The organism is Streptomyces sp. NPDC001770 (assembly GCF_053596135.1).
The window spans coordinates 18,723-37,340 of record NZ_JBSFFN010000016.1 but is presented as its reverse complement, the minus strand read 5'-3'; the positions used below and the strand labels follow the sequence as shown (position 1 = coordinate 37,340).

Sequence of the window (18,618 nt, the reverse complement as noted above, 5' to 3'; positions counted from 1 at the left end):
GCCGCCCGGGCCAGTGTCCGGGGAAGGATCACAGACCGCCGCCCCGGCCCGCGGCAACCCTCCCGCCCCACCCGTCCCGCACGCCCCCGGGGCAGGAGGCGCGGGCGGGCGGTGCCACAATGGGGGCGGCTTGTGCTCGCGTTCACAAGCCGTGACGACCCTCCCACCGAAGGTGCCCTCGTGGACATCAAGACCGCTACCGCCCTGCACCGGCTGCGCCTCATCTCGATTCCCGAGGCGCTCTCCTTCCCGGCCCTGATCATCTTCGGGTCGATCCTCAGCCGGGTCTCCGACATCGACTTCCTGATGATGCCGCTGGGTGCCCTGCACGGCCTCCTCTTCGTGATCTACGTCCTCTTCCTGCTCGACGTCTGGATCAAGGCGAAGTGGCCCGTCAAGCGGGTCGCTCTCTTCTTCGTGCTCTGCCTCCTGCCGTTCGGCGGGCTCTACGGCGACAAGCTCCTCAAGCGGTACGAGTCGGACGGCGTCATCGCCGCCCGCGCCCGCCGGGAAGGCACGGTGAACGCATGATCGTCGCCTTCTCGGTCTCCCCGCTGGGCGTCGGCGAGGACGTCGGCGAGTATGTCGCCGACGCCGTCCGCGTCGTCCGCGAGTCCGGACTGCCCAACCGCACCGACGCCATGTTCACCTCGATCGAGGGCGAATGGGACGAGGTGATGGACGTCGTCAAGCGCGCCGTCGCCGCCGTCGAGGCCCGCGCCGGACGCGTCTCCCTCGTGCTGAAGGCGGACATCCGACCCGGCGTCACCGACGGACTCACCTCCAAGGTCGAGACCGTGGAACGGTACTTGGCCACCTGACGTCCCGTCCGTTTCCGGTGACACCCCGTTATCCCGAGGAGTCCCCCGCCACAACACGGCGGGGGACTCCTCGCGTTCCGGCCCCGATCGCCCCGCGACACGCCCGCGTCCCGCTCCGGGACCGCTCACTCGGCCCTGCCGAGTCGCCCCGTTCCGGAAGATCCATTTATGTGGGGAGACACACCGGTTCGACATAGGAGGCAGGGTGCGGTCGGAGGTCTACGACTACGACTCCCACAGCCGGCTCGCGGGTCCGCTCACAGAACCGGAGGGCCCGGCGTACCGGGTGCGGTACCGGAGCCTCCTCGCGGCGGAGAAGCGGCGCACCCGGGCCGTCCTCCTGATGACCCTCGCCCCGGTGCTCACCGGGGCGCTGCTGCTCTACCTCGTCTGGCCGACGCACTGGACCCGGCGCGAGAACGGCGAACCGTGGCTCGTCGCCGCCGACACCGCGATGCTCGTCTCCATCGCGCTGATCGAACTCTTCATGCTCGTCAACGTGGTCTCCATCGCGCACGCCACGATGGTCGCCAGGGACCCGGTGCCGGTCCTCCCCGAACCCGGCACCCGGGTCGCCTTCGTCACCACGTACGTACCGGGCAAGGAACCCCTCTCGATGGTCCGCGCCACCCTCCGGGGCGCCGTACGGATCCGGCACGACGGACCGCTGGACGTCTGGCTGCTCGACGAGGGCGACGACCCGGCGGCCCGCGCGCTCTGCGCGGGACTCGGGGTCCGCCACTTCACCCGGCGCGGCGTCCCCGAGTGGAACCGCCCCAAGGGGGCCCACCGGGCGAAGACCAAGCACGGCAACTACAACGCCTGGCTCGACGCACACGGCGACGCCTACGACTTCTTCGCCTCCGTCGACACCGACCACGTGCCGCTGCCCGATTTCCTGGAGCGGATGCTGGGCTGGTTCCGCGACCCCGACACCGCCTTCGTCGTCGGCCCGCAGGTCTACGGGAACTACGACGCGGCCGTCACCAAGGCCGCCGAATCGCAGCAGTTCCTCTTCCACGCCCTGATCCAGCGCGCCGGGAACCGCTACGGGGCGCCCATGTTCGTCGGCACCAACAACGTCGTCCGCGTGGCCGCGCTGCGGCAGGCCGGCGGACTGTACGACTCGATCACCGAGGACATGGCGACCGGCTTCGAGATCCACCGCCGCCGCAACCCCCTCACCGGACGCCACTGGCGGTCCGTCTACACCCCGGACGTGCTGGCCGTCGGCGAGGGCCCGTCCTCCTGGACCGACTTCTTCACCCAGCAGCTGCGCTGGTCGCGCGGGACGTACGAGACGCTCCTGCGGCAGTACCCGAAGGGACTGTTCCGGCTCCCGCCCGGCCGGCTCCTCAGCTACACCCTGATGCTCGTCTACTACCCGATGACCGCCGTCAACTGGCTGCTCGGGATCTTCAGCTGCGTCCTCTTCCTCTGGCTCGGCGCCTCCGGCACCGAGGTCTCCGCCTCCCTCTGGCTGATGCTCTACAGCGACGCGGCGGCCCTCCAGATCGGCCTCTACCTCTGGAACCGGCGGCACAACGTCTCCCCGCACGAACCCGAGGGCTCCGGCGGCATCGCCGGCATGGCCATGTCCGCCCTCTGCGCACCGATCTACCTGAAGTCGCTCGGCGCCGCCGTGCTGCGCACCGATGGGCGCTTCGTCGTCACGCCCAAGGGGGGCGCCACCAGCCCCGACCGGCTCCTCACCTTCCGCGTCCACCTCTTCTGGGCCGCCGTGCTGCTGGTCTCGCTCGCCGCGTCCGTACCCCTGCACCACACGCACGCGGCGATGCGCACCTGGGCCGTGCTGGCGCTCGCCATCGCGCTCTCCCCGGTCGCGGTGTGGTCGTGCACCCGCCGGCGCCCCGCGCGGCCCCGGCCGGCCGGCCGGCGCCCGGCCCGGCACCCCGTCCCGCACCCGCTGCCCGACGGGACGACCTTCATCACCACGACCACCACCGAGACCCCGGCCGCCATCCCGGCCGAACCCGTCCACAGCGGCGCCGGGACGACGGTGCGCGGCACCCGAGGAGGGAACTGACCCATGGCCCACCGGCCCACCAGAAGGATCAGGAGGGCGGTCCTCGGAAGCGGGGCCGTCGTGGTGCTCGCGGGGCTCAACGCCCCCGCCGCGCTCTCGTTCGCCCAGGACCACTACCACGCGTACAAGATCGCCCAGCCCGGCTACCAGGCGCGGTACGGCTCCTGGCAGCGGGTCGACATCCCGGAGGAGTACCGGACCAACGCCATCCACGCGGCGCTGCTCCACACCGGCAAGGTGCTGATCATCGCGGGTTCGGGCAACAACCAGCAGCACTTCGACGCGGGCACCTTCGACACGGTCCTGTGGGACCCGGTGGCCGACACCTTCAAGAAGGTCGCCACCCCGGTGGACTTCTTCTGCGGCGGCCACGCCCAGCTCCCCGACGGCCGCCTGCTGGTGGCCGGCGGCACCGCCCGCTACGAGGTCCTCGACGGCGAGGTGAGCCGGGCCGGCGGCGGGATGCGGGTGAAGAACGAGAGCCCGGACAAGGCGCTGTTCCTGAAGAAGGGCACGGTCTTCCGCTCCCCCTCGGGCGTCGAGTACCGCTCCCTCTTCGACGTGACCGTGCCCCGGGCCGCCAAGCGCGGCTTCGCCGTCACCTACTGGGCGGACGGCGGGATGAAGCCGTGGAAGAGCAAGGTGACCGCCGGCGAGGAGCGGGTCTTCGTGGAGGCGGTGGAGACGGGCCCCGACTCGGTCACCGCCGAGTCCGCCCAGTACGAGATCGAGGGACTCACCGGCAGGGACGCCGACAACTCCTACGGCCTCGCCGAGAAGATCACCACGCAGAAGCAGGACTTCCAGGGCATCCGGTCGGCCTACGAGTTCGACGCGGTGGCCGAGAAGTACATCAGGGTCGACCCGATGAAGCAGGCCCGCTGGTACCCGACGCTCGTCGGGCTCGGCGACGGGCGGGTGCTCGCCGTCTCGGGGCTCGACGACGTCGGCGAGATCATCTCCGGCGACACCGAGATCTACGACCGGGCGACCAGGAAGTGGTCCAAGGGCCCGTTCCGCTACTTCCCGACCTATCCCGCCCTCTTCCTCACCAAGGGCGGCAGGCTCTTCTACCCGGGTGCCAACGCCGGTTACGGCCCCGCGGACAAGGGGCGCGCCGCCGGGCTCTGGGACCTGCGGAAGAACACCTTCAAGGCGGTCGGCGGGCTGAAGGACTTCGACGCCACGGAGACCGCCTCCTCGCTGATGCTGCCCCCGGTCCAGGACCAGAAGGTGATGATCCTCGGAGGCGGCGGGGTGGGGGAGTCCCCGGTGTCGACCGCCCGCACCGCGGTCGTGGACCTCAAGGCGAAGAACCCGGTCTTCGAGCCGGGCCCCGAACTGCCGCAGGGCACCCGCTACCTCAACAGCGTGATCATGCCGGACGACACCGTCTTCACCACCGGCGGATCGAGCGACTACCGGGGGCGCGGCGACAGCAACATCCTCAAGGCGCAGACGTACGACCCGAAGACCGGCGAGTTCACCGAGGCGGCCGCGCCCACCATCGGCCGGAACTACCACTCGGAGGCGCTGCTGCTGCCCGACGGGCGGGTGGCGACCTTCGGCTCCGACTCGCTCTACGGCGACAAGGCCAACACCAAGCTGGGCAAGTTCGAGCAGCGGATGGAGGTCTTCACCCCGGCCGTGCTGCACCGTGCGGGCGGCGACCGGCCGGTGATCGGCGCCGGGCCGGAGGAGGTGGAGCGCGGTGGCTCCGCCACGTACGCGCTGACCGGCGGCGGCCGTCCGGCGACGGCCCGGCTGATGCGGCCGAGTGCCGTCACCCACACCACCGACGTCGAGCAGCGGTCGGTCGCGCTGGAACTGCGCGAGGAGGAGGGCAGGATCACCGTGACGGTGCCCGGGGACAGCACTCTGGTGCCACCGGGCTGGTACATGCTCTTCGTCACGGACACCGACGGCATCTCGTCGGTGGCGAAGTGGGTCAAGGTCGGCTGAGAGCTCTGCTCGCGCCCGCGCCTCCCGTACGGCCCGGAAGCCCTGGTCGTACGGGAGGCGCGGGCGCGAGCAGGACCGTTCAGGATCCGGCGGCGTCCGTTCGGGATCCGGCGGCGCGGGCCAGGCCGAGGGCGTAACCCGGCCACCAGGTGCCGGCCGCCGGGCCGCCGCGGCACGGGCCGTCGGAGTCGCCCGGCCGCTTGATCCAGAGGTACGCGTCCAGCCGTTCGTCCCCGGTGTCGGTGGTCGGGGGAGTGCCCAGGGCCCGGCCCGGCGGATTGCACCAGGCCTCCGAGCGGCCGCCGGAGAGCGGACCGCGGCCGTTGCGGCTGCTGTCGATCACGTAGTGCGCGCCGCCGAGGAGGGCGGAGAGGCGTGCCCCGTACGCCTTCACCGTCTCGTCGGTCTGGAAGTTGGAGACGTTGAGCGAGAAGCCGTCGGCCCGGTCGATGCCCGCCCGGTGGAGCGGCTCCACCAGCTTGCCGGGGTCGGCGAGCCAGTCCGGGTTCCCGGCGTCCAGGTAGACCTTGGTCCCCGGCCGGGCCTTGAAGGTGTCCACCGCCCCGGCGAGCAGGCCGAGCCGCTCGGCGTGCTTCTCGGGCGGGGTGCACCCGTCCACGACGTGCGCCACGGCGTCGGGCTCCAGGATCACCGCGGCCGGCGCGTCCCCGATCGCCCCCGCGAACCGCTCCGTCCACGCCCGGTACGCGTCCGCGTCGGGCGCCCCGCCCGCCGAGTAGGCGCCGCAGTCGCGGTGCGGGATGTTGTACGCCACGAACAGCACGCTCCGGTGCGAGGCCGAGGCACCCTCGACGGCGGTGCGGATGTCCGGTTGCGGGTCGTCGCCCGCGGGCCAGTCGGCCACCGGGTGGGTGGAGATCCGCTCCAGCAGCTTCGCGTCCGCGAGCCGCCCCGCCTCCTTCCAGGCGCGGACCTGACGGGCGGCGTCGCTCTCCGGGTCCACCCAGAAGGGAGAGGACGCGGTGCCGGGCGCCGGTCCGCCCCGGACGGCGTCCGCCGTGCTCGCGGCGGGTTCCCCGCCGTCCCCGGAGGGTGTCCCCGGGGACGAGCAGCCCACCGCGAGGGCGGCCGACACGGCCACGGCGGCGGAGACGACGGGCAAGATCCTGCGGCCGGACATCCAGCCCCCTCGGACGGTGGCTCAACGGGTACGGGCACGAAGCGGGACACACGGGCGAGGCGCGCCCGTGCGGCCGCCTCGCGAGGTACAGGGATGCGGTCGATCCTGGCACATCGGTCACGGAGCGTGGCGCTGCGACACCGGCCGCCCCGGAGCGTCAATCAGGTGCCCCGCGAACCGTCCCCGTTCGGGTGTTCGCGGGCGGCCCGATCGTCCCGTACGCACATTCGGTACCGAACTCCGAGACGGCGCCCGCCGCGATGTGACCACTGGGTAAGGTCGGGGCTGTGCCGAAGCCGCTCAGCCTTCCCTTCGACCCCATCGCCCGCGCCGACGAGCTCTGGCAGCAGCGCTGGGGACCCGTGCCCTCCATGCAGGCGATCACCTCGATCATGAGGGCGCAGCAGATTCTCCTCGCGGAGGTCGACGCGGTGGTGAAACCGTACGGGCTGACGTTCGCCCGGTACGAGGCGCTGGTGCTGCTCACCTTCTCCAAGGAGGGCGAGCTGCCGATGTCGAAGATCGGCGAGCGCCTGATGGTGCACCCGACCTCGGTCACCAACACCGTGGACCGGCTGGTGAAGTCCGGGCTGGTCGACAAGCGCCCCAACCCCAACGACGGCCGCGGCACGCTCGCCTCCATCACGGTCAAGGGCCGCGAGGTGGTCGAGGCGGCCACCGAGGAGCTGATGGCGATGGACTTCGGGCTGGGCGCGTACGACGCCGAGGAGTGCGGGGAGATCTTCGCGATGCTCCGGCCGCTGCGGGTCGCCGCGCGGGACTTCGAGGACGCCTGAGCGGCGCCGGGGCCGTGCGCGCCCGGCCGGGCGGGCCACTCGACGCGAGGGGTGCCCGCCGCAAGATCGCCCCCGGGCTCCGGCTAACCTCGATGTCATGAAACGCAGCGTGCTGACCCGCTATCGGGTGATGGCCTACGTCACCGCCGTCATGTTGTTGATCCTCTGCCTCTGCATGGTCTTCAAGTACGGATTCGACAAGGGCGAGGGCCTGACGCTCGTCGTCTCCCAGATCCACGGCGTGCTCTACATCATCTATCTGCTCTTCGCCTTCGACCTCGGCTCCAAGGCGAAGTGGCCGATCGGCAAGCTCCTCTGGGTGCTGATCGCCGGCACCATCCCGACCGCCGCGTTCTTCGTGGAGCGCACGGTCGTCCGGGAGGTCGAGCCGCTGATCGCGGGCGCCGCTCCGGCCGCCGCGAGCCGCTCCGAGCAGGCCGGCGCCGTCAAGAACGGCTGACGCCGGGCCGTACGCCCCGCAGGACCCTTGAACCGCCCCGCGCCGCGCGCGGGGCGGTTCGTCGTCGCTGTGCACGTCCACCCGGCGGGGCGTACGGCGTACTACGGGGCGGATGCCTGTCCGCGGCCCTGCCCGTCGTTCCGGTGCGGGCCGTCGGGGGGAGCGGCGGGCAGGGTCTCCATGTTGTCGGTGTGCGACCACTCCCGGTAGGGCGCGACGGAGCGCGGGTCGAGGAACCACTCACGGCCGAAGTCTTCCGGTTCCGCGGCGGGAAAGCCGAGCGGTGTCGTCTGGGCGGCGTCGAAGAGGTCGACCAGCATCCTGCGGCCGAGAGCGTCGTCGAGACGATCGGCGACGTCCTCCGACCCCCACATGATCACCGCTTCCGCGGCCCTGGTGAGGCCCTCCGTACTCGCCCCGGGCATGACCATGGAAAGGGAAGCCCGGACGATCTCCAGGGCGTCTTCTCCGCGCACGTCAACGCCTCCTCTCGCACACGAGGCACTGTCCGGTCAGGGACGTGAACCGGAGCACCATCTTCGCCGTGTTCTGGGCCTGCCGAAGGCACTCGTGCCGGTCCAGCAGGGCGTACTGCTCCCTGGACATGAGGTACATCACGAACAGCTCCCAGTGGTCCTGGGCGCGCTGCCAGTCGTTGCGGTGGGCGACGCGCACCCAGGCGTCGACGAAGCCCTGCTGCGCATGCGTGCCGTGGAACCAGGGCCGGAGTTCGTCGATCAGCCGCGGAGGCGACAGCCGTTGAGCCAGACGCCGTTGCGTGAAGGCGGCGTTGCCGGCCACGGCCTTGGAGTGGTCGATGCGCTTGGCGATCACGTGACCGGCCACGCCACCGATGAGGGCCGGGACGAGGAGCCACCCGATGACCGAGGCGAACCAGAGGAGGACGTGCTCGGGATTCCTCAGCAGCGCGAAGACCTGGTAGACCTCGCTGGGGCTCTCGGCGCGTGCGGCGAGGACGTACAGGAGCCCCACGAGCAGGCCGATGGGGACCCCGACGTCGAGGATCCACTGGCTGACCCCCTTCAGCGCCTTGCGCGAGCGCCAGGTGCGGCGAAACCGACCGGCCAGGGACGCGCGAGTGGGCGGCAGCTTCAAGTGCCCCGGTATCGGGATGGGCCCAACGGGCAAGATTTCCCCCTGCGTGCAGGCGTGACCCGTGCGGGCGCACGCTTCTTCCGGGGGAATTCTGCCGCACGGAGCCGGGTCGTCGGGCCGGAACGGCCTTCGTCGCGGAGCGGCTCCCGCCCGCCCGCCCCGGACTCCGTCCGAGTGCCGGGCGGTTTGTCATCGACAGGTAGTAGGACGTCCTAGTAAATTCGACACCATGGACGCTGACGCGATCGAGGAGGGCCGCCGACGCTGGCAGGCCCGTTACGACAAGGCCCGCACGCGTGACGCGGACTTCACCACCCTGTCCGGCGACCCGGTGGACCCGGTGTACGGTCCCCGGCCCGGCGACACGTACGACGGGTTCGAGCGGATCGGCTGGCCCGGCGAGTACCCGTTCACCCGGGGCCTCCACCCGACCGGCTACCGGGGCCGCACCTGGACCATCCGCCAGTTCGCCGGTTTCGGCAACGCCGAGCAGACCAACGAGCGGTACAAGATGATCCTCGCCGCGGGCGGCGGCGGGCTCAGTGTGGCCTTCGACATGCCGACCCTGATGGGCCGGGACTCCGACGAACCCCGCTCACTCGGCGAGGTCGGGCACTGCGGCGTCGCCATCGACTCCGCCGCCGACATGGAGGTCCTCTTCCGGGACATCCCGCTCGGCGAGGTCACCACCTCCATGACGATCAGCGGACCCGCCGTCCCCGTCTTCTGCATGTACCTCGTGGCCGCCGAACGCCAGGGCGTCGACCCGGCCGTACTCAACGGCACCCTGCAGACCGACATCTTCAAGGAGTACATCGCCCAGAAGGAGTGGCTCTTCCAGCCCGAACCGCACCTGCGGCTCATCGGGGACCTGATGGAGCACTGCGCCCGCTCCATCCCCGCCTACAAACCGCTCTCCGTCTCCGGCTACCACATCCGCGAGGCCGGATCCACGGCCGCGCAGGAGCTCGCCTACACCCTCGCCGACGGCTTCGGATACGTGGAGCTGGGGCTCTCCCGGGGGCTCGACGTGGACACCTTCGCGCCCGGACTCTCCTTCTTCTTCGACGCCCACCTCGACTTCTTCGAGGAGATCGCCAAGTTCCGCGCCGCCCGCCGCATCTGGGCCCGCTGGATGAAGGAGACGTACGGCGCGAAGACCGACAAGGCCCAGTGGCTCCGCTTCCACACCCAGACCGCCGGGGTCTCCCTCACCGCCCAGCAGCCGTACAACAACGTCGTACGCACCGCGGTCGAGGCGCTCTCCGCCGTCCTCGGCGGCACCAGTTCGCTGCACACCAACGCCCTCGACGAGACCCTGGCCCTCCCCTCCGAGCAGGCCGCCGAGATCGCGCTCCGCACCCAGCAGGTGCTGATGGAGGAGACCGGCGTCGCCAACGTGGCCGACCCGCTGGGCGGCTCCTGGTACGTCGAACAGCTCACCGACCGGATCGAGGCCGACGCCGAGAAGATCTTCGAGCAGATCCGCGAGCGCGGCACCCGCGCCCACCCCGACGGGCGCCACCCCATCGGCCCCATCACCTCCGGCATCCTGCGCGGCATCGAGGACGGCTGGTTCACCGGTGAGATCGCCGAGTCCGCGTTCCAGTACCAGCGCTCCCTGGAGAAGGGCGACAAGCGGGTCGTCGGCGTCAACGTCCACCACGGCTCGGTCACCGGCGACCTGGAGATCCTGCGGGTCAGTCACGAGGTCGAGCGCGAGCAGGTCCGCGCCCTCGGCGCCCGCCGGGCGGCCCGCGACGAGGCGAAGGTGCGCGGCTCGCTGGACGCGATGCTCGCCGCCGCCCGGGACGGCTCCAACATGATCGCGCCGATGCTGGAGGCGGTGCGTGCCGAGGCGACCCTCGGCGAGATCTGCGGGGTGCTGCGCGAGGAGTGGGGGGTCTACACGGAGCCGCCGGGGTTCTGAGCCGGCCTCTCCCGGCGGCGGCGGGCGCTACGCCACCGAGCCGAGTCCGGAGAGCAGCAGTGCGGTGAAGCGCCGGGCCCAGTCCGCGTCGACGGGCTCGGCGCTGACCAGTGCCCGGTGCACCACCGCGCCCGCGATCACGTCGAAGATCAGGTCCGCCGTCGGACCGGCCGCCCGGCCGTCCGGCTCGGGCGGCAGTTCGCCGCGCTCCTGGGCCCGCCGGCGGCCCAGGACCACCAGCCGCTTCTGGCGGTTGACGATCGAGTCCTGGATGCGCGTGCGCAGCGCCGCGTCGCGCGTCGACTCGGCGACCACCGCCATCAGCGCCGTCCGGGTCTCCGGCCGCTCCAGCAACTCGGCGAACTGGAGCACCACGCCCTGCACGTCGGCGGCGAGGCTGCCGAGGTCGGGGAGTTCGAGCTCGTCGAAGAGGACGGCGACGGCGTCCACGACCAGCTCGTTCTTGCCTGCCCACCGCCGGTAGAGCGTCGTCTTGGCGACTCCGGCGCGCGTGGCCACGTCCCCCATCGTCAGCTTCGACCAGCCGAGTTCGACCAGGGACGCCCGGGTCGCCTCCAGGATCGCCGCGTCGGCATCGACACTGCGGGGGCGGCCGGGACGGGCGGACGGGGGGTCGGTACGGCTCGGCATGGGGTGACCTTACCCGCGAGTAGGTAGACGCGGCCGCTGCGGGGCCGGGTGAGACAGATCACCGAGGTGTCCTGTTCAGGAGGGCTACTCGCCAGTTACGCTACGGGTCGTAGCGTAAGGACCCCCGGGCAGTGGCCCGTTGGCCCGCGCCACGAACGAGCGACAGCCACGTGGGGGCGCCGGATGGGGATCCGGTGCCGACCGAGCGGTGCGGGATGGGGATCCGGCGCCGCGACCGGGGGGTTCAGGCCCCCCGAACCGTGTCCGTCCGCCCGCCCCGCACACCGGCCGGGGCTGCGGCAGGACCCGGTTGACCGATCGCTTTCCGGAACGGCGGGTACAGGGGGGAGGATGTACGTATGCAGCCTAGGAACATGTCCATGAGCGGCGTCGTCGACCTCGCCGCTGTCAAGGCGGCCGGAGAGGCGAAGGCCAAGGCGGAGCAGGCCCGTGCCGAGGCCGCCCGCACGGGGGGCACCGGCGCCGTCGCGCCGTCCGCCCTGGTGATCGACGTCGACGAAGCCGGATTCGAGCGCGACGTCCTCCAGCGCTCCGCCGAAGTACCCGTCGTCATCGACTTCTGGGCCGAGTGGTGCGAGCCCTGCAAGCAGCTCGGCCCCCTTCTGGAGCGGCTGGCCGTCGCGTACAACGGCCGCTTCCTGCTCGCCAAGGTCGACGTCGACGCCAACCAGATGCTGATGCAGCAGTTCGGCATCCAGGGCATCCCGGCGGTCTTCGCCGTCGTCGCGGGCCAGGCCCTCCCGCTCTTCCAGGGCGCCGCGCCCGAGGCCCAGATCCGCGAGACCCTGGACCAGCTGATCCAGGTCGGCGAGGAGCGCTTCGGCCTCACCGGAATCGTCGTCGACCCGGACGCGGAGGGCGCCGACGCGGCGCCCGCCGAGGTCCCGGCCGGCCCGTACGACGCGCTGCTGGAAGCCGCCTCCCAGGCGCTGGACGCCAGTGACTTCCCGGGTGCGGTGCAGGCGTACCGCAACGTCCTCTCCGACGACCCGGCCAACCCGGAGGCCAAGTTGGGCCTCGCGCAGGCCGAACTCCTGGGCCGGGTGCAGAAGATGAACCCGCAGGAGGTCCGGGAGAAGGCCGCCGCCGGTCCGGCCGACGTCGCCGCCCAGATCGACGCCGCCGACCTCGACCTCGTCGGGGGCCATGTGGAGGACGCCTTCGGTCGGCTCGTGGAGACGGTCCGCCGCACGTTCGGCGACGACCGCGACGCCGTGCGGGTGCGACTGCTCGAACTCTTCGAGGTCATCGGCCCGGAGGACCCGCGGGTGGCCGCGGCCCGTACCGCCCTCGCGCGCGTGCTGTTCTGATGCGAGCCGTTCCGATGCGACCCCTCCCGACGCGACTTGTTCCTATGTGACAAGACGGCCGTGGCGCCCACCGGGCGGCACGGCCGTTTTCGCGTCCGGGCGACAACTCGGGGCGTTCTGCGGCTCCGCTTTACCAAATCTTGACCTGACGGGCTGCTGTTACTCGCAGTAAAGCGACTCGGGTTCTCTGCCCGGTTGCGCTCTGTTTTCCTCCGGTTTGGACGTCCCTTTCGTGCCACCCTGCGTGGCCGGTTCATGCCATGGCGTCGCGGGGTGGTTATCGGCCCGTTACTAGCGAGTAACGACACCCCTTGTGCACCGGCCCCGAATGCACCACGATCGGCCACGCTCGGTCCAATAACCGCCAGCTCCGATTGCCAGTCGGCGCCGGGGGCGGTTGGTCCCCACCGAGTGGGCCGGCTCCATGGGTGCCGGCCGAGGACAGGGGGGTTCCTGCCCGAGGGCGGGGCCTGTCCGACCGGCTGCGCGGACCGCGCGGTCAGTGGTTTGTCGCTCGGGGGTGAACGCCGGTGCATCGGATGCGGTACAGCCTCCGGAACGGGCGCTCTCCTTCCCGAGGACGTAGCACTTCTCCCATCCCGGGACGGGCAACGGCCCGGCCGGAGATGTACGTCCGAGAAGGAGGAAATATATGAGTTCCCAGATCCGCGGTGGAACCAGATGGAAGCGCTTCGCCCTGGTCATGGTGCCGAGCGTCGTCGCTACGGCGGCGGTGGGCGTGGGGCTGGCGCAGGGTGCGCTGGCGGCTTCGTTCAGCATCTCGGGGCAGGACTTCAAGGTCACTGCCGACCAGCTCAAGGGCAATGACTTCGTCCAGTACGGCAACGTCGCCACGGGTGGCGCGGGCAACCACCCGGTCGCGGTCTCCGGCTTCAGCTACGCGGAAATCACGAACATGTGCCAGTCGGTCGTCACGCCGATCCCGGGCCTCGGCACGTGGACGCTGAAGCTGACGGCCGGCACCGCCGATAAGAAGCCGGTCGTGGCGACGGACCTGTACCTGGACGTCTCCCAGCTCGACGCCGACGCCTACTTCGAGAACATCGACATCGGTGTCGCGGCGGGTGACCTCGGCAAGGAGTCGGGCTTCGGCATCCAGCCGAAGACCACCGGGGCGAACGCGTACGGCTTCGGCCAGCGCGCCAAGACGGCGACGCTGACCAACGTCTCGCAGAGGGCTTGGGCCACCACGGCCGGCACCTTCAAGCTGAGCAACCTCAGCCTGCGCCTGAACCACGACGCGAACGAGTGCGAGTAGGCATTCAGTTCGGGTGGCCGGAGTCATGCACGTGGGCTCCGGCCACCCACCCTCCCTTTCTCACAGCAGTACCGGTTCCAGGGAGCTGTTTTCCATGAGCCCCGAGTCCACAGGGCAGAACGAGCACCACCCCACCGCCCACCGACAGGGATTCCGCGCCTGGCGGGGGAGCAGGCCGTTCTGGGCAGGCCTGTTCACCATGGCGGGCGGTATACCCATCGCCTACTTCCCGTACGCCAACATGCACCTCGGTAACGTCACTCTGGCGATGTCCACCACCGCCGGTGCCGGTTCGCTGATCATCGGGGTCCTGCTCGTCACGCTGGGGCTGACGATGTGGTTCCACCACATCGTCCGTGTGTTCGCAGGAGTAGCGGCGATTCTGCTCGGGCTGATCTCCATACCCGTGGCCAACTTCGGCGGGTTCGTGATGGGCTTCGTCCTCGCGATGGTCGGCGGCGCGCTCTCCGTGTCCTGGGCCCCGGGACAGCCGGAGGACGATGCCGGGAGCGCGGAGGAGGTCGCACGGTCCGAGAACTCGCAGGCTGCCTTCGGCGCGGACGAGCCGGCGCTCGCGTTCGGGCCGCCCTCGGACAAGCCGCACGGCATCACCGTCTTCCCCGCGCAGCAGCCCGCCGACTTCGACGCGGCGGTGGACGCCGACGCGGACGGCGGGAGGCACCGTGCGTGAGGACGGGTACTCCGACGTCTTCGCGGGCGAAGCCGCCCGCGAGCGGAGAGGCCCGCGCCACGCGGCTCCCCGCAAGTCGCTGTTGATGAAGCTGAACCTGCCGTCCGGGAAGAAGGCGTTCGCGCTCGCCGCGATGCCGACGGCGGTCTTCGTGGGCATGAGCCTCACGCCCAAGCTCGCCATGGCCGACGACGCCTCGGACATCCCGTTCGCGCCCGGCCCGTGTGTCACCCGGTCCGACGAGCCGAGCGAGTCGGCGGAGCCGTCGGCGTCCGCCTCACCGTCCCCCTCGGCCTCCGCCTCCGACTCCGCTTCGGCGGGCAAGGACGGGGACGCGGGTACGGACAAGGGCGAGGACTCCCGTCCCACGCCGACCACGACCCCGTCCCCCTCCGCGACGTCGGACGCGCCGGCCGCCGACGACACCGCAGGCGTAGCCGCCGGGGCCAAGCCCACCGCCGAGCCCACGCCGACCCCGACGAAGAGCACCAACCCGCTCGACCCGCTCGGCGTCGGCGACGCGATCAAGGGCTTCTTCGACAGCCTCGGCCCCAACAAGGCCACCCCGACCCCGACTCCGAGCGCCACCACCGAGGCGCCGAAGGCCGAGGAGACCGCCGGTTCCAGTACCTCGGCCGCGGAGAAGCCGGCCGCGAGATCCACCGACGACGCCTCCGCGACCGGAGCGGCGAAGGATGCCGACGCCGCGAAGGACGAAGCGGCCGCCAAGGCCGAGAAGACCGCCGAGGAGATCCGCGCGGCGGCGGCCGAGGCGGGCCAGAAGGTCGAGGAGCTGGACGAGAGCGCCAAGGGCCTCGACGCGAAGAAGGACGAGGACATCCCGGACGGCGCCAAGCGGCCGTTCCCGTGCCCGACCGAGGACCCGGAAGCCCTCGCGGCGGCCGAGCTGGAGCCGGGCATCCCTCTGCTCCCGACCGACCCGTGGATCCTGCAGTCCTCGCTGCTCACCCTCACGGGGCTGGACTACGCGGGCATCGTGGAGGTGAAGACGGCGGACGGCACCGTCAAGAAGGTGCTCAAGTTCACCGCCGACTCCATCGACATCAAGGACCTGCACCAGACGGCGGTCGGCCCGGACGGCACCACCATGCACGTCCAGGCCCGGGACGGCTCCACGTCCACCATCCGCAACGGCAAGGTGACGATGTACACGGAGGAGCTGAAGGGCAACCTCTTCGGCATCATCCCGATCACCTTCAGCCCCACCTCGCCGCCCCCGATCAACGTGCCCTTCGCGTTCTTCACGAACGTCAAGGTCACCCAGGCGGGCCAGTTCGGCGGCTCGCTCAAGGTGCCGGGTCTGCACAACTACCTGACGAAGAACGGCGGCTGACCGCTCCGCCGCACCCCAGACCAGTCCGGGAGCCGCACAACACCTGTGGCCCGCAGCCCTGTTCGTCAGGGAGGCGGGCCACAGGCGTGTCCGTGACCGCCGCCGTACGCAGGAACGGCCGTGGGCCGCGCACCCGGCTCTCGCCGGAGTGCGCGGCCCACGGCCGTCGTTCCGCTGGTGGCGTGCGCCGTCAGGCGCGGTCGCCGCCGCCCACGTGGTGGACGCGGACCATGTTGGTGGTGCCGGGGATGCCGGGGGGCGAACCGGCGGTGATGATCATCGTGTCGCCCTCGTTGTAGCGACCGAGCTTGAGCAGCTCGGCGTCGACCATGTCGACCATCGCGTCGGTGGTCTCCACGTGCGGCACGACGTGGGCCTCGACGCCCCAGCTCAGCGTGAGCTGGTTGCGGGTGGACTCGTCCGTGGTGAACGCGAGCACCGGCTGCGCGGCGCGGTAGCGGGACAGGCGGCGGGCGGTGTCACCGGACTTGGTGAACGCGACGAGCGCCTTGCCGTCCAGGAAGTCCGCGATCTCCGTGGCGGCGCGGGCGACCGCACCGCCCTGGGTGCGCGGCTTCTTGCCCGGGACCAGCGGCTGGAGGCCCTTGGAGAGGAGCTCCTCCTCGGCGGCGACGACGATCTTCGCCATCGTCTTGACCGTCTCGATCGGGTACGCGCCGACCGAGGACTCGGCGGACAGCATGACCGCGTCCGCGCCGTCCAGGATCGCGTTGGCGACGTCGGACGCCTCGGCGCGCGTCGGGCGGGAGTTGGTGATCATCGACTCCATCATCTGGGTCGCCACGATCACCGGCTTGGCGTTGCGCCGGCAGAGCTCCACGAGGCGCTTCTGCACCATCGGGACCTTCTCCAGCGGGTACTCGACGGCGAGGTCGCCACGGGCCACCATCACACCGTCGAACGCCAGGACGACGCCCTCCATGTGCTCGACCGCCTGCGGCTTCTCCACCTTGGCGATGACGGGGACCCGGCGGCCCTCCTCGTCCATCACCTTGTGGACGTCCTTGACGTCCTCGGCGTCACGGACGAAGGAGAGGGCGACCATGTCGCAGCCCATCCGCAGGGCGAACCGGAGGTCGTCCACGTCCTTCTCGGACAGGGCGGGGACGTTGACCGCCGCGCCGGGCAGGTTGATGCCCTTGTGGTCGGAGATGACACCGCCCTCGATGACGATGGTCTTGACCCGGGGGCCCTCGACCTCGACGACCTTCAGCTCGACGTTGCCGTCGTTGATGAGGATCGGGTCGCCCTTGACGACGTCGCCCGGCAGACCCTTGTAGGTCGTGCCGCAGATCGACTTGTCGCCGGGGACGTCCTCCGCGGTGATGGTGAACTCGTCACCGCGGACCAGCTCGACGGGGCCCTCGGCGAACTTCGCGAGGCGGATCTTCGGGCCCTGGAGGTCGGCGAGCACGCCCACCGCCCGCCCGGTCTCGGCGGCAGCCTTGCGGACACGGTCGTACCGGCCCTGGTGCTCTTCGTGGGTGCCGTGGCTGAAGTTGAATCGGGCCACGCTCATGCCGGCCTCGATCAGAGCGACCAGCTTCTCGTGGGAGTCGACGGCGGGACCGAGGGTGCAGACGATTTTGGAACGGCGCATGGGGCGGATCCTATCGGTTTGTTTCACTGCGGAATATTCCGTCTGGTGGAAAGTACAAAGGGGCGTGGGGGTGCTCAGTTGTGGGCCTCTACGGCTGCGTCGCCCCGGGCTCCTCCGGCCCGGTCCCGCTTCCGTCGCCGCCGTCCCCGGCGGCCCGTCCGACCAGCGCGAACGTCTGTCCGGCGATCTCCAGTTCCTCGTCCGTCGGCACCACGGCGACCGCGACCCGGGCGTACTCGGGGGAGATCAGCCGGGGCTGCGGCGACCGTACGGCGTTCAGATCGCCGTCCACCGCCATGCCGAGCTCCTCCAGGCCGGCGATGGCGGCCTCCCGCACCGGGGCCGAGTTCTCGCCGACCCCGGCCGTGAAGGCCACCGCGTCCACCCGGCCGAGGACGGCCGTGTAGGCGCCGATGTACTTCTTCAGCCGGTGGATGTAGATGTCGAAGGCGAGGGCGGCACGCTCGTCGCCCTCGTCCACCCGGCGGCGGATCTCCCGCATGTCGTTGTCGCCGCAGAGGCCGACCAAGCCGCTCTTCTTGTTGAGCAGCTCGTCGATCTCGTCCGCCGACATCCCCGCCACCCGCTTCAGGTGGAAGGTGACGGCCGGGTCGATGTCCCCGGAGCGGGTCCCCATGACGAGGCCCTCCAGCGGGGTCAGGCCCATCGAGGTGTCCACGCACCGCCCGCCCGCCACGGCGGACGCCGAGGCGCCGTTGCCGAGGTGCAGCACGATGATGTTGAGCTCCTCGACCGGCCGGCCCAGCAGCTTCGCCGTCCGGCGCGAGACGTACGCGTGCGAGGTCCCGTGGAACCCGTACCGGCGCACCCGGTGGGCGTCGGCGGTCTCCACGTCGATCGCGTACCGGGCCGCGTGCTCGGGCATCGTCGTGTGGAACGCCGTGTCGAAGACCGCGACCTGCGGCAGGTCCGGCCGCAGCTCCTGGGCCGTACGGATGCCGGTGATGTTCGCCGGGTTGTGCAGCGGGGCGACCGGCACCAGGCGCTCGATCTCCTTGAGCACGTCGTCGGTCACCACGGTCGGCTCGGTGAACCGGAGCCCGCCGTGCACCACCCGGTGCCCGATCGCCGCCAGCTCGGGGGAGTCGAGCCCCAGCCCGTCGGCCGCCAGCTCCTCGGCCGCGGCCTTCAGCGCCGCCGAGTGGTCGGCGATCCGGCCGGTGCGCTCGCGCGCCCCACCGCCCTCGCCCGGGCGCGGGGTGTGTACCAGGCGGGACGTTTCCTCGCCGATGCGCTCCACCAGCCCCGAGGCGAGCCGGGAGTGGTCGCGCATGTCCAGCAACTGGTACTTCACCGACGAGGAGCCGGAGTTGAGCACGAGCACCCGGTGCGCGCCGGAGGGCGCCGCACCCGCCCCGTCCCGTTCGGTCGTCGCGTCGGTCGTCGCGTTGGTCAT

At 71.1% G+C, this 18,618-nt stretch carries 17 protein-coding genes; 11 read left to right on the top strand and 6 right to left on the bottom strand.

Features of this window, described 5'->3' with window-relative positions:
* Nucleotides 1-180: 180 nt before the first annotated feature.
* From ACWCSV_RS16535 to ACWCSV_RS16520, 4 genes are all read left to right on the top strand, one after another.
* A complete protein-coding gene (locus tag ACWCSV_RS16535) occupies nt 181-531 on the top strand; it encodes a DUF3817 domain-containing protein (protein WP_451142736.1) in 351 nt (116 codons plus the stop codon).
* Nucleotides 528-821, top strand: a complete 294-nt coding sequence (locus ACWCSV_RS16530) for an MTH1187 family thiamine-binding protein (protein ID WP_266709201.1) — start codon at nt 528-530, stop codon at nt 819-821. Before ACWCSV_RS16535 ends, ACWCSV_RS16530 begins: the two co-directional genes overlap by 4 nt.
* Nucleotides 822-1,026: 205 nt before the next feature.
* Complete coding sequence (locus tag ACWCSV_RS16525) at nt 1,027-2,868, top strand: glycosyltransferase family 2 protein (protein WP_451142733.1); 1,842 nt, start codon at nt 1,027-1,029, stop codon at nt 2,866-2,868.
* 3 nt (nt 2,869-2,871) lie between these two features.
* Entirely contained in the window at nt 2,872-4,830 is a 1,959-nt protein-coding gene (locus ACWCSV_RS16520; protein WP_451142731.1) for a galactose oxidase-like domain-containing protein, read from the top strand.
* A 79-nt stretch (nt 4,831-4,909) separates the two neighbouring features.
* On the opposite strand, the gene ACWCSV_RS16515 is transcribed toward ACWCSV_RS16520, so the two are convergent.
* Complete coding sequence (locus ACWCSV_RS16515) at nt 4,910-5,971, bottom strand: glycoside hydrolase family 6 protein (protein WP_451142729.1); 1,062 nt, start codon at nt 5,969-5,971, stop codon at nt 4,910-4,912.
* Between the two features lie 287 nt (nt 5,972-6,258).
* On the opposite strand from ACWCSV_RS16515, the gene ACWCSV_RS16510 reads away from it, so the two are divergent.
* Together ACWCSV_RS16510 and ACWCSV_RS16505 are read left to right on the top strand one after the other, a co-directional pair.
* Nucleotides 6,259-6,768, top strand: a complete 510-nt coding sequence (locus ACWCSV_RS16510) for a MarR family winged helix-turn-helix transcriptional regulator (protein ID WP_451142727.1) — start codon at nt 6,259-6,261, stop codon at nt 6,766-6,768.
* 97 nt (nt 6,769-6,865) lie between these two features.
* A complete protein-coding gene (locus ACWCSV_RS16505) occupies nt 6,866-7,228 on the top strand; it encodes a DUF3817 domain-containing protein (RefSeq protein ID WP_451142725.1) in 363 nt (120 codons plus the stop codon).
* 101 nt (nt 7,229-7,329) lie between these two features.
* Here ACWCSV_RS16505 and ACWCSV_RS16500 read toward each other — a convergent pair whose 3' ends face one another.
* Nucleotides 7,330-7,704 (bottom strand): hypothetical protein, encoded by a 375-nt coding sequence (locus ACWCSV_RS16500; RefSeq protein WP_451142723.1) that lies wholly within the window; start codon nt 7,702-7,704, stop codon nt 7,330-7,332.
* 1 nt (nt 7,705) lies between these two features.
* Nucleotides 7,706-8,344, bottom strand: a complete 639-nt coding sequence (locus tag ACWCSV_RS16495; protein WP_451142721.1) for a DUF6313 family protein — start codon at nt 8,342-8,344, stop codon at nt 7,706-7,708.
* 229 nt (nt 8,345-8,573) lie between these two features.
* On the opposite strand from ACWCSV_RS16495, the gene ACWCSV_RS16490 reads away from it, so the two are divergent.
* Nucleotides 8,574-10,274 (top strand): acyl-CoA mutase large subunit family protein, encoded by a 1,701-nt coding sequence (locus ACWCSV_RS16490; protein ID WP_451142719.1) that lies wholly within the window; start codon nt 8,574-8,576, stop codon nt 10,272-10,274.
* A gap of 27 nt (nt 10,275-10,301) precedes the next feature.
* Here the strand turns inward: ACWCSV_RS16490 and ACWCSV_RS16485 are convergent, their stop codons facing one another.
* Nucleotides 10,302-10,925 carry a TetR/AcrR family transcriptional regulator gene (locus ACWCSV_RS16485; protein ID WP_451142717.1) on the bottom strand — a complete coding sequence of 208 codons (624 nt, stop codon included), beginning with the start codon at nt 10,923-10,925 and terminating at the stop codon, nt 10,302-10,304.
* A 359-nt stretch (nt 10,926-11,284) separates the two neighbouring features.
* Between ACWCSV_RS16485 and ACWCSV_RS16480 the strand changes: the two genes are divergently transcribed.
* The 4 genes from ACWCSV_RS16480 (at nt 11,285) to ACWCSV_RS16465 (ending at nt 15,580) form a co-directional block, all read left to right on the top strand.
* Entirely contained in the window at nt 11,285-12,256 is a 972-nt protein-coding gene (locus ACWCSV_RS16480) for a tetratricopeptide repeat protein (RefSeq protein WP_451142715.1), read from the top strand.
* 652 nt (nt 12,257-12,908) lie between these two features.
* On the top strand, nt 12,909-13,535 hold the full coding sequence (locus ACWCSV_RS16475; RefSeq protein ID WP_451142713.1) for a DUF6230 family protein: 627 nt from the start codon (nt 12,909-12,911) through the stop codon (nt 13,533-13,535).
* 94 nt (nt 13,536-13,629) lie between these two features.
* Nucleotides 13,630-14,226: a DUF6114 domain-containing protein gene (locus tag ACWCSV_RS16470; RefSeq protein WP_451142711.1), complete on the top strand. Its 597-nt coding sequence runs from the start codon at nt 13,630-13,632 to the stop codon at nt 14,224-14,226.
* Nucleotides 14,219-15,580: a hypothetical protein gene (locus ACWCSV_RS16465; RefSeq protein ID WP_451142709.1), complete on the top strand. Its 1,362-nt coding sequence runs from the start codon at nt 14,219-14,221 to the stop codon at nt 15,578-15,580. The genes ACWCSV_RS16470 and ACWCSV_RS16465 overlap by 8 nt, the downstream gene beginning before the upstream one ends.
* 190 nt (nt 15,581-15,770) lie before the next feature.
* On the opposite strand, the gene pyk is transcribed toward ACWCSV_RS16465, so the two are convergent.
* Both pyk and ACWCSV_RS16455 read right to left on the bottom strand, forming a co-directional pair.
* A complete protein-coding gene (gene pyk / locus ACWCSV_RS16460) occupies nt 15,771-17,201 on the bottom strand; it encodes a pyruvate kinase (protein ID WP_451142707.1) in 1,431 nt (476 codons plus the stop codon).
* 88 nt (nt 17,202-17,289) lie between these two features.
* Nucleotides 17,290-18,618, bottom strand: a complete 1,329-nt coding sequence (locus tag ACWCSV_RS16455) for an acetate kinase (RefSeq protein ID WP_451142705.1) — start codon at nt 18,616-18,618, stop codon at nt 17,290-17,292.